Genomic DNA, 11,560 nt, shown 5'->3' with positions numbered 1-11,560 from the left:
TTTAGAAACCCCGCTTTATAGCGGGGTTTTTTTTCGCCTAAATTTCACAGAGGATGAGAACCTCCGGGGCAGGAGGTTCGACTTGAGCGGAGCGAAAGAACGTTGCTTCAGCAAGGGCCCGCAGGGCGAGCCACGAAGTGGCGAGTCATCCTCTCTCGCCGACCACATTTAGAAACCCCGCTTTATAGCGGGGTTTTTTTTCGCCTAAATTTCACAGAGGATAAGAACCTCCGGGGCAGGAGGTTCGACTTGAGCGGAGCGAAAGAGCGTTGCTTCAGCAACGGCCCGCAGGGCGAGCCACGAAGTGGCGAGTCATCCTCTCTCGCCGACCACATGCCTGACAATTTCCGACTCACCGTGCGTCTGTGGCAGCGGCAGGCCATAACCTTATCATTTCATTACTTGCTCCCAGCGCATTTTGCAAGACAATGTCTCGTGATACGGTGTGCGGTTGATTAGCGATTTCTATAATTAATTCTCCAGATGATGTCATTTCATATCTGGACGTTTCCATACGACCATTTATCTCCAGGCCTATTAATCCTGATTGAGAACGACCTCGTAGAAATTGGATTGTTATAAAATCATAAACTTCTTGCCAGCTAGTTGTTGCGGCTGCGCTCGTAACGCGCTGAAAAATATGGTAACTTTCATGTGCCAGACTCTCAGGCGGTGTTTCTCTGTCTATTAAGCTGATTTGGCCTGACTGATAATCCAGAACATAAATATTTTCATTGCTTCTTGTCACTGTAACGACATGCCCCCCTCCTGGAGAGAAAACGTTCTGCTGAACGTTGGCCGGGCGTCGATAAGCTAACCCTACGGCTTCATTGTGGACTAATTCTCTATTCAAATAATCATACGTTGCCTGCCAGCGATCTTGAGGAGACCCCATGTTCTCATTAAAATTCTGCGTACTAACGTGTACGCCTACTTGGTTAAATAGTAAGTCAATTTCATCCAGTGAGGCAGAGTCTTGTTGCATGATCTCCGTATGGTTAACAATATTATTTACATCTGTATTTACTAACGCTGCTATCGTGCAGTAATAACAATTCTGATTTAATTGATGGGGATTCATAGCCTCGGCGACGACGGGGAACATTGCAGCAAATTGCTCCATTAAATTAGTGCCATAAAAATTGGCGAAATTTTCAGGTAATGGTCTTAGATTAAAAGACTGCATTACTTCGAGCATATGGCTGGCCCAGTCTTCGTTTGTAAAGAGGCCAATACTATCTTTGAGCGTCACAGGGTTATTGTTTACCATCCGGAACAGATTCAGCCCATCCACCTCGCCTGCCGGATCGGCGCTCACCCAGCGGCATAACCACGGCGCATAGTAACGGTGACCATAGTAGTACAGTCCGGTGCCGTCCCGCTCCTTGCCGGAGTAGCGCACGGTTTTATACTCCGCTTCCACCTCACTGCGTGCTGCCCACACCGCCGTGCCGCCGAAAGGATAGTACTCTTCCCGGCTGATAAGCTGGCCATCTCTGTCCAGCTCCAGCGACAGTAAGCTGATGTTGTCGTCTACGCTCCAGCGTACCTGGTTATTATCGATACCGTCCGGCTTCCCGCTTTCCCAGTGCAGCACCCGGATACCGGCCCGCCTGGCTGGTCACCACATGCAGCTCCTCCGTCAGCGACGGCGTGGCGCTGTTGCCTGCTGTCTCCTGCCAGCTTTTACGTAACTCCAGCCCCGGCAGGTAGCGTACTTCATCAATATTCCACAGCTGCCTTTCACCGTTCACTAGGGTGCGGGTCTGCTTGCGCACCCGCTGGCTGCCGCTGTACTGGTAGATTTCCCGATCACTGTCGCCGCTGCTGCGGCTCACTAGCGTCACCGACTGCAAATTATTGCTGCCGTCCCATACCAGGCCGTCACTGCCTGCAGCACTGGCTTGCAGGGTCAGCAGGTTGCCGTTAGCGTCGAACCAACCCGCCACCTCATCCGGCGTCTGCGGCCCGCCGTCATTCTGCTGTACGCTGCGGTTGGACGTGTTCTCCGTAGTCATGGTGCGGGTAAAACTCCCTGCACCGGTATGCTTCAGGTTCTTCAGGTTACCGCTATCGTCATAAACATAGCTGCGGGTGTAATTGACATACTGGCTGCCGTCCGACATCACCGGCAGCGTGCTGTACTGCATGACCGTATTGGTCACATTCTCCCGTCCGGTAGCACTCATCAGCTGGTAGAGCGCATCGTAGGTAAACTGCCGGGTGCCGTTTGTGGCCTGATTGCGGTAGTAACCCGTTGCCACCGTGCCGTCATTTACTGAAACAACATTACCAGTGAAGTCATACCCGTAAGTCAGGGCCTGGAGCGTAGAGTTGTCTGAACGCTGCACCGTGATGGTGGCGAGCCACTGGTTCTGCGGGTCATAGCCGTAAGTGGTGGTCACTCCATTCCCGGCCGACTCTGCCAGTACCTGGCCCTCCGCGCTCCAGGTTATGCCCGCCAGCAGGGTCTGCGTCTCTTCGCCGGCTGGGGTCACGTCCTGATATCTGGCGTGACCGCTGACATCATAACGCCAGGTCTGCACATGCCCGGCGGCGTCCGTCTGGTTCAGCGCCGCGCCGCGGGCGTCGGCGATAGTGGTTGTGGTATACACATCTGCCTCCAGCAGCGTTTCCCGCGTCGTTTCATCCTCCAGCCAGTCCGGTAGACTTTCCGCCGAAGCCAGAAAGCGCTGCGCCTGGCTGAGCACCGATCCATTGAGCGCCACAGAATTAACTTGAAGCAAGCCACTGTCATCATACTGCGCCACGCGCACGCCACGCAGATTATTCGCCTGGGAGCCATCATCCACCGACCCGGCATCGCCGTAGTCGCTGCGCCAGCTGACGCGAATGTCATCACTCCCGCTCAGCTGCTCGCTGCCGCTCTCAGGTCGCCCCAGCTCGTCGTACGCCACGGTCTGCACCGTGCTGCGCCCGTCCCGAGTCCATACCGGGCGTCCCGCTGCGTCAAATAGCATTACCTGTTTGCCACTGTCGGTGCTCTGGCGACTCAGTACCTGACCTGCCAGCGAAGGAATGCTACGCAGGTTCGCCGGAGCCGTATTGTCAGTCGACCAGGCGGCAAACAGCCGTGGGTCACGGTGCGCTGCCATCCTGCTGCTGTCATCCACTTGCGAATGACTAACCAGCAGGCGCTGCGGGTCCGATGCCTGCTCTCGGTTCCAGTTTAGGGCGCGTACCATTCCACCCCGATTATCGGTGACGCTGACTACCGGCGTACCGGTAGCGATGTTTAGATTGCTCATTTCGTTTTACCTTTCCTGTTTTTATAAAGCGTATCTGGTGCAATATTAAACAAAAGGTACAGGATTCTGGCTGGCTGAAATGAGCAGAATAGAGAGGCTGAAAACTATTAAGAAGACAAAGGCTCTACCAAGTGTCGTTAATTAAAGACACCTAATCATTTGTTTTAAATAATCTTATTTGCTGCCTGTTGTTTTCGTCGCCAGAAGGCGACACTTTTGTTGCTTTAACCGTGTGACCTAACGTTTTTTACGCCGATTTCGTGACACCTTCCATAATTCTTAAATGAATACAGGCTGCTAGTTTTAGGAGTGAAAAAGTGGCACGGGTTGTGCAATAATATACCTGTAGATGCTCATTCCATCTCTTATGCTCGCCGCCAGGCTTCATAAACTCGGGAATGACGCAGAGCCGTTTAATGGTGCTTATCGTCCACAGACAGATGTCGCTCCGGCCTCATCAAACACCATGGACACAACGTTGAGTGAAGCACCAATTTGTTGTCACGCAGACCTGTTTAATGCCCGCTCTGGTTTCAGAGCGGGCGTTTTTTTATGGCGGGTTTACTGCGGGGGATTGTTCTGCAGGGTATGCATCAGGCCGTCACGGCGCATGGCTGCTGCCTCTTCCGGCTGTTGTAGCCGGTCAAGGGTATCCGCCAGCCAGGCATAGTCAAACGGATCCGGACGCTGCTTCAGCGCGGCGCGGAAGGCCAGGCTCGCCTCCTTCCACTCACCGTGCTTCATCAGCGACTGGCCTAACGTGCTCCACAGCAGCGGGCGATCGCCCTGAGTTTTAATCTGCTGGCGCAGCACTTTCTCTACCTGTTCCGGGTTATTGGTCTTCAGACGCGGGATCGGCAGTACCAGACGATCGTCATAATGACGTTTCAGCCCATCGAGCAGGATCTCCTGGGCGGTGTCATGATCGTCACACTCAATCAGATGCTCGGCCATGGCCACCTGGAGTGCAACCTGATGGCGGGTTTTGCGGCTCTGATACTTCCACCAGGTCTTCAGGCCATCGCTGCCCCGTTCGGCCCGGGCTTGCTCCATCATGCCAATCCACGCCTGCTGGGCCAGTGCCTCACGGTGCGCTTCATCGCCGACGCCAGCTTTCGCCATAGACGGGATGCAGTCCAGCAGGGAGTTCCATGCTCCGGTACGGATATAGGCCTGCTCGGCCAGACGCAGCACCTCAGGGTGGCGTGGCGTAATCTCCAGCAGGTTATCCACGCCGTGGCGTGCCGCATGGTTTTCGTTACGGGCCAGCTGCAGACGCACGCGGGTGATCTCTACTGGAATAGGATCGTGTTCGGCCAGTTCGGAGGCGCGCTGCAAATGCTGATTAGCCCGGGCTTCGTCGCCGCGCTGCTGGGCTGCCTCGGCGGCCAGCAGATAGTTAACCACCGGCTGCTCGGCGTGATCGGCATTCTTTGCCATCAGCTTCTCAACCTGCTGATAGTCGCCTTCGGCCAGCTTGAGTAGCGCCTGCTCGGTCTGCTTGCGGGCGCGGCGGCGTTTGCGGCCCGTGAACCAGCCACGAGTGCGCGCACCAGTATAGAAAATACGGCGCAGCAGCCACTCAACGGCAAACAGCACCACCATGGCGAGGATCAGAATAATCACCAGACCCGTCACGCTGGTTTCAATGTTGTAGTTATCGGTCTGGATCAGCACGTAGCCCTGATGTCCGGCGACCATAGGTCCGACAACGATCCCGGCAAGCAGCAGTGCAAAGAGGAGCAATACTTTAAGCATAATTATTCCCCCTGCTGCGGCGCAGCGGCAGGCGCAGCTTCATTCGCCGCCGGAGCTGGTGTTGCTTCATTCGCTGCTGCCCCTGGCTGTGCCAGCAGATTACGCACGCGCGTCTGCATCAGCTTCTCCAGAATCGGCTGGCTTTGCAGCGAATCCGGCAGATCCATGGTGATATTTTGCTGACTGAGCTTATCGACCTCTTCAAGGAACGCTTTGGTGCTGGCGTCATCGGTATCGTAGTAGGCACGTACCCAGCTGGAGACGTTATCCAGGGCCTGCTTGTAGGTCTCCTCCTGATGACGCGGCACAGCCTGCGCAGCAACCAGCAGGCGAGAGCGGATGTTCTCCCGCAGGTAGATATCCTGGTTCGGAGCGAGCAGTGGAACTGCGGTCTCATCGCGGCGGCGGACGGTAATAAAGCTGTCCATAAAGTTGTGCCAGCTCTTTTGCAGGTTTACCCGCCACTCGCTTAGTGAGCTGGAGAGCTCACCGCTGTCGTTATCCATCGGCGCATCGTCGTCGTTGTTATCCGCCAGGCGCAGATTGTCGATCTGGTTGGAGAGCTGGTTAACCTTGAGGATGATGCCGTCGTAATCCACCTGCGCCACGCCGGAGAGGCTGGCCACGTCATCGGTGATGGCGCGGCGGGCGGCAATCAGGCTCGGATCGTTCATATCGGCCAGGCTCGCGTCGGCACTTTTCAGCAGCGCGGCGGCGGTAGTGATGTCGCTATCGCTCCACAGCTTCCGCCCGGCCAGCTTCACGAGGAAATCGGCCTGCGCCAACAGCCAGGTTTTAGCATCGGTTCCCGAAATGGTCGCCACTTTCTGCGACAGCTCATCAAGCTGCTTATTCAGCTCAGCCTGCTGACGATCTGCTGCTGTCAGCGCATCGCTCTGCTGCTTGATGACCGCTTCAAACTGCGTTTTTTGCGTCTCCTGCGCCTTCTGCAGGGCAGTAATTTGACTCACCAGCTCAGCGCTGGTGGCGGACTGCGTTGAGGTTTGCTGTTTCACCCAGCCATAAAGCCCCACGCCAGCCGCCAGCGCAATGGCGATAGCAATCGCACTCAGCGCAAGGCTGGTCTTATTGGTGCGATCCTTCTTCTCAGCTTTTTCTGGCTGTGGCGTGGTATCCACGGCCTCCCTGGTCTCTTCAACCACGGCAGAGGAGTTCTGTTGTTCCGTCATTATGGCTTCCCATTATGAGAGTTATTGTAATGCGCGCAGCAGCGCATCGTTGTCAGCGTTATCAGCGACCTGAATATCCTGCCAGCCCAAGTCCCGGGCGAGGTGCGCCAGACGTTCGCTTACCACCAGTAGACGGCAGCGAAGTAACCAGTTTTCACGATACCAGGCCGGAATCAGTGAGAAAAGCTGCTGGATCATCTCGCCGCTGGTCACCACGATCGTCGTGACCCCACGAGTCTGCCAGCGCATAGCCTCTTCCGCGCCGTCATAAAACTTCGCACTACGTTGATAACATTCACAAAATGTAACATCAGCGCCGCGAGCTGTCAGCGTATCGCCTAACAGCTCGCGCCCACCATTGCCACGTAATAGCATTGCACGCTTACCCGCAATATTTTGTAATTCAGGTAATTGTAGCAACACTTCGCTGATTTCCCGATCCACCGGATAGCGTACATTGAGACCGCTCACGGTATGAAGCGCCAGCGCGGTCGTACGTCCGATAGCAAAATAGCGGGGCGCAACCGGCCAGTGCAGGCCGTGATGCTGCAGGTGCGCATGGGCAAAGGCCACCGCATGCTGCGATAGCACAAAGATAAGGTCGTTAGCCGTCAGGGTGGCAAGACGGTCAGGCAGCGTAGCCAGCTCCCGGCCAGGGGTAAATTCGATCAGCGGAAAGCTCCAGGCCACCTTGCCCAGTGCGCGCAGACGGCTCACTAACTCCTCCCCGGCGGGAGAGGGGCGGGTGACCAGGATACTCATGCAGGCGCTTCTCCGTTATAGACCTCGGCCAGGATCTCGCGCGCGCCGTTAGCCAGCAGCTCTTCAGCGAGGGAGACGCCCAGCTGTTCGGCCTCTTCCGGCTTGCCGCGCCGTTCACCGCGCACCATTACCGAGCCATCCGGTGCGCCCACCAGCGCCCGCAGCCAGATCTCTCCGTCGACCAGTTCAGCATAGCTGCCGATAGGCACCTGGCAGCCGCCCTCCAGCCGCATGTTCATTGCTCGTTCGGCCTTGACGCGCAGAGCGGTATCATCATGGTTAAGCGGTGCCAGCAGCGCACGGGTGCGCTCATCGTCCAGACGGCACTCAATGCCGACTGCACCCTGACCCACGGCGGGCAGAGAAAGTTCCGGCGGCAGCGCCACGCGGATACGCGATTCGAGATCGAGACGTTTCAGCCCGGCAACAGCAAGAATGATGGCGTCGTAGTCGCCGTTATCGAGCTTGCCCAGCCGGGTACCGACGTTGCCGCGCAGCGAACGGATCTCCAGATCCGGGCGGCGTTCAGCCAGCTGACACTGGCGGCGTAAACTTGACGTGCCAACCACGCTGCCCGCAGGCAGGGCGTCCAGGCTCTCGTAGCGGTTAGAGACGAAGGCATCCCGCGGATCTTCACGCTCGCAGATGGTCACCAGACCCAGCCCCTGCGGGAACTCAACCGGCACATCTTTCATCGAGTGGACGGCCAGGTCGGCGCGGTTCTCAATCAGGGCCAGCTCCAGCTCTTTAACGAACAGCCCTTTACCGCCGACTTTGGCGAGGGGGGTATCGAGGATCACATCGCCACGCGTAACCATCGGCACCAGCTCAACGTTAAGCCCCGGATGGCAGGCCATCAGGCGCTGCTGAACATAGTGTGCCTGCCAGAGCGCAAGGGGGCTTTGGCGTGTGGCGATTCTTAAAATAGTGTCTGGCATGCTTGTTACCGTCATTGTCGTCCATCGACCATCCTAACACTGTTGTCTTAGGGTGTCAGTTTTCACGGGTGATTGCGCAAAAGGGCGAAGTGGCCGTATTCTGGGATTTACACGTAACGAACGATGCTACACTTGTATGTAGCGCATCTTTCTTTACGGTCAATCAGCAAGGTGTTAAATTGATCACGTTTTAGACCATTTTTTCGTCTGTCCTCACATAATCATAAGGACGAAAAAGGGTGACGGGTATCTTTGTAATACTAAAAATCTGAACCGGACCGCGTTGCCGACGTTGCTGTCAGCATGGCGCTACGGAAAGGTTTAAAACATCAGGCGATACGTCTTGTACCTCTATATTGAGACTCTGAAACAGAGACTGGATGCCATAAACCAACTGCGTGTCGATCGCGCGCTGGCCGCTATGGGGCCTGCTTTCCAGCAGGTATACAGTCTGCTGCCTACATTATTGCATTATCATCATCCGCTGATGCCGGGTTACCTTGACGGTAGCGTTCCCCGCGGCATCTGTCTCTACACGCCCGATGAAAACCAGCTCCACTACCTTAACGAGCTGGAGCTCAGTCGTGGCCTGCCGGTGCAGGAGTCGCCCAAGGGCGAGCTGCCTATCACTGGCCTCTATACTATGGGCAGCACCTCATCGGTCGGACAGAGCAGCTCTTCCGATCTCGACATCTGGGTGTGCCATCAGTCGTGGCTTGATAACGACGAGCGTCAGCTATTACAACGTAAATGCAGCCTGCTGGAGAGCTGGGCCGCTTCGCTCGGCGTAGAGGTGAGCTTCTTCCTGATCGATGAAAACCGCTTCCGCCATAACGAAAGCGGCAGCCTCGGCGGGGAAGACTGTGGCTCTACCCAGCACATCTTACTGCTCGATGAGTTCTACCGTACCGCCGTACGCTTGGCCGGGAAGCGTATCCTGTGGAACATGGTTCCGGGCGATGAAGAGGCTAACTACGACGACTACGTGATGTCGCTATATGCCCAGGGCGTGCTGACGCCAAACGAGTGGCTGGATCTCGGCGGGCTTAGCTCGCTGTCAGCGGAGGAGTACTTCGGGGCTAGCCTGTGGCAGCTCTATAAAAGCATCGACTCTCCCTATAAAGCGGTGCTGAAAACGCTGCTGCTTGAAGCCTACTCGTGGGAGTACCCGAACACGCGCCTGCTGGCAAAAGACATTAAACAGCGGCTGCATGACGGGGAGATCGTCTCCTTTGGTCTCGATCACTACTGCATGATGCTGGAGCGGGTCACCCACTACCTGACGGCGATCGAGGACTTCACGCGCCTCGATCTGGTGCGTCGATGTTTCTACTTAAAAGTGTGTGAAAAGCTGAGTCGCGAGCGCGCCTGCGTTGGCTGGCGACGTGAGGTTGTCAGCTCGCTGGTAAAAGAGTGGGGCTGGGACGAAGCGCGTCTCGCCATGCTCGATAACCGCGCCAACTGGAAAATCGGCCAGGTGCGCGAAGCGCATAACGAACTGCTTGATGCCATGATGCAGAGCTACCGTAACCTGATCCGCTTTGCACGCCGTAACAACCTTAGCGTCTCCGCCAGCCCGCAGGATATCGGCGTGCTGACCCGTAAGCTGTATGCCGCCTTTGAAGCGCTGCCGGGGAAAGTGACGCTGGTCAATCCGCAGATTTCACCGGATCTCTCTGAGCCGAATCTGACCTTTATTCATGTGCCGCCGGGCCGGGCCAACCGCTCCGGGTGGTATCTCTACAACCGCGCCCCGAGCATGGATTCGATTATCAGCCAGCAGCCGCTGGAGTATAACCGCTATCTGAACAAGCTGGTGGCATGGGCGTGGTTTAACGGCCTGCTGACGTCGCGCACGCATCTGTTTATTAAGGGCAACGGCATTGTCGATCTGGCGAAGCTGCAGGAGATGGTCGCCGACGTGTCGCACCACTTCCCGCTGCGCCTGCCTGCGCCGACGCCGAAGGCGCTCTACAGCCCGTGTGAAATTCGTCATCTGGCGATTATCGTTAATCTGGAGTACGACCCGACGGCGGCATTCCGCAATCAGGTGGTCCATTTTGACTTCCGCAAGCTGGACGTGTTCAGCTTCGGCGAGCAGCAAAACTGCCTGGTGGGCAGCGTCGATCTGCTCTATCGCAACTCGTGGAACGAGGTGCGTACCCTGCACTTTAACGGCGAGCAGGCGATGATCGAGGCGCTGAAGACCATTCTCGGTAAGATGCACCAGGACGCCGCGCCGCCGGACAGCGTAGAGGTGTTCTGCTATAGCCAGCACCTGCGCGGTTTGATTCGTACCCGCGTACAGCAGCTGGTGTCAGAGTGCATTGAACTGCGCCTCTCCAGCACCCGGCAGGAGACCGGTCGCTTTAAAGCGCTGCGCGTCGCCGGGCAGACCTGGGGACTCTTCTTTGAGCGTCTGAACGTGTCGGTGCAGAAGCTGGAGAATGCCATTGAGTTCTACGGGGCGATCTCCCACAACAAGCTGCACGGCCTGTCGGTGCAGGTAGAGACCAACCAGGTCAAGCTGCCGTCGGTGGTTGATGGGTTTGCCAGCGAAGGGATTATTCAGTTCTTCTTTGAAGAGGCGGGCGACGAGACGGGCTTTAACATCTATATCCTGGACGAGAGCAACCGGGCAGAGGTGTATCACCACTGTGAGGGCAGCAAAGAGGAGCTGGTGCGCGACGTAAGCCGCTTCTACTCCTCATCCCACGATCGCTTTACCTACGGCTCCAGCTTTATCAACTTCAATCTGCCGCAGTTCTACCAGATTGTAAAAGTTGATGGGCGTGCGCAAGTGATCCCGTTCCGTAACCAGGCGATTGGCGTGCCGCCGCCGGCCAGTCCAAACAACGACGCGCCGCTGCTGCAGCACTATTTTTCCTGAGGGCAGTTTGCTGACGTAATGCCCGGTGGTGCTGCGCTTACCGGGCCTACAAGGGCGCGAAACCGTTATTAACGGAAGTTCACCGGCTCCCCGGCCTGCTGCGTTGCCGCCTGCTCCAGCAGATCCCAGAAATTGTCGCCGGTGCGATCGCAGATCCAGGCGTCGCCTTTCAGATCGAAGTGGTAGCCGCCCTGTTTGGTGGCCAGCCAGACCTGGTGCAACGGCTCCTGACGGTTAATGATGATTTTGCTGCCGTTTTCAAAGGTCAGGGTCAGCACGCCGCCGTTAATCTCGCAGTCGATATCGCTGTCGCCGTCCCAGCTATCCAGGCGCTCTTCAATGTTCTGCCACAGGCCATCGGCAAGACGGTGAAACTCAGAGTCGTTCATTTTTTTTCCTTCTGATCGTGATGGCGGCAGTATAACGCGAAATAATTCCCATTGCAGGCGGCGTGCAAACTCTTGCTTTTGTGCCCTCTCCTGCGATGATAGAAAACATAAAGCATGAACTTACAGGCAACCATAATGAAAAACGTTTTTCGTTCGCTGGCGGTACTTCTGACCCTGTTTAGCCTGACGGGCTGCGGTTTGAAGGGACCTCTCTATTTTCCGCCCGCTGACAAATCTGCACCACCGCCAACGAAGAAAGTCGATAACCCGGCCCAGACGAGTACGCCGACGCGTAACGATCGCGGTACCACTGACGGCCCGACTCAGGTGATTTACTGACGGTAACATTCTGTTTCTGTGCAAT

Annotated in this window: 9 protein-coding genes and 2 other RNA genes; 4 read left to right on the top strand and 7 right to left on the bottom strand. The window is 56.4% G+C overall.

From position 1 onward, the window contains the following. Window positions 1-32 precede the first annotated feature (32 nt). A non-coding RNA gene (locus RTM13_RS17985) (RtT sRNA) lies at window positions 33-165 on the top strand. A 34-nt stretch (window positions 166-199) separates the two neighbouring features. After that, window positions 200-332, top strand: a non-coding RNA gene (locus RTM13_RS17980) — RtT sRNA. Window positions 333-352: 20 nt separating this feature from the next. Here RTM13_RS17980 and RTM13_RS17975 read toward each other — a convergent pair. From RTM13_RS17975 to hemC, 6 genes are all read right to left on the bottom strand, one after another. Next, window positions 353-1,597: an RHS repeat-associated core domain-containing protein gene (locus RTM13_RS17975; RefSeq protein WP_312213853.1), complete on the bottom strand. Its 1,245-nt coding sequence runs from the start codon at window positions 1,595-1,597 to the stop codon at window positions 353-355. Beyond that, the gene (locus RTM13_RS17970; protein ID WP_312213851.1) at window positions 1,557-3,269 is read right to left on the bottom strand and encodes a hypothetical protein; all 1,713 of its coding nucleotides are present in this window, start codon (window positions 3,267-3,269) and stop codon (window positions 1,557-1,559) included. The genes RTM13_RS17975 and RTM13_RS17970 overlap by 41 nt, the downstream gene beginning before the upstream one ends. Window positions 3,270-3,830: 561 nt before the next feature. Next, window positions 3,831-5,027, bottom strand: coding sequence for a protoheme IX biogenesis protein HemY (hemY, locus tag RTM13_RS17965; RefSeq protein WP_312213849.1), 1,197 nt, complete (start codon window positions 5,025-5,027; stop codon window positions 3,831-3,833). 2 nt (window positions 5,028-5,029) lie between these two features. Next, complete coding sequence (hemX, locus tag RTM13_RS17960; RefSeq protein WP_312213847.1) at window positions 5,030-6,217, bottom strand: uroporphyrinogen-III C-methyltransferase; 1,188 nt, start codon at window positions 6,215-6,217, stop codon at window positions 5,030-5,032. A gap of 21 nt (window positions 6,218-6,238) precedes the next feature. Continuing rightward, on the bottom strand, window positions 6,239-6,979 hold the full coding sequence (hemD, locus tag RTM13_RS17955; protein WP_312213845.1) for a uroporphyrinogen-III synthase: 741 nt from the start codon (window positions 6,977-6,979) through the stop codon (window positions 6,239-6,241). Beyond that, window positions 6,976-7,917: a hydroxymethylbilane synthase gene (gene hemC, locus RTM13_RS17950; protein ID WP_312213843.1), complete on the bottom strand. Its 942-nt coding sequence runs from the start codon at window positions 7,915-7,917 to the stop codon at window positions 6,976-6,978. Before hemC ends, hemD begins: the two co-directional genes overlap by 4 nt. Before the next feature lie 343 nt (window positions 7,918-8,260). On the opposite strand from hemC, the gene cyaA reads away from it, so the two are divergent. Continuing rightward, window positions 8,261-10,807: a class I adenylate cyclase gene (cyaA, locus tag RTM13_RS17945; RefSeq protein WP_312213841.1), complete on the top strand. Its 2,547-nt coding sequence runs from the start codon at window positions 8,261-8,263 to the stop codon at window positions 10,805-10,807. Between the two features lie 68 nt (window positions 10,808-10,875). Here the strand turns inward: cyaA and cyaY are convergent, their stop codons facing one another. Continuing rightward, window positions 10,876-11,196 (bottom strand): iron donor protein CyaY, encoded by a 321-nt coding sequence (gene cyaY, locus RTM13_RS17940; protein WP_312213839.1) that lies wholly within the window; start codon window positions 11,194-11,196, stop codon window positions 10,876-10,878. Window positions 11,197-11,331: 135 nt separating this feature from the next. On the opposite strand from cyaY, the gene lptM reads away from it, so the two are divergent. After that, window positions 11,332-11,535, top strand: coding sequence for an LPS translocon maturation chaperone LptM (lptM, locus tag RTM13_RS17935; protein WP_312213837.1), 204 nt, complete (start codon window positions 11,332-11,334; stop codon window positions 11,533-11,535). Window positions 11,536-11,560: the final 25 nt, after the last annotated feature.

The sequence above is a fragment of the Pseudescherichia sp. genome, from assembly GCF_031979925.1.
GTDB lineage: Bacteria > Pseudomonadota > Gammaproteobacteria > Enterobacterales > Enterobacteriaceae > Pseudescherichia.
This window is presented reverse-complemented; position numbering and strand designations above follow the sequence as displayed.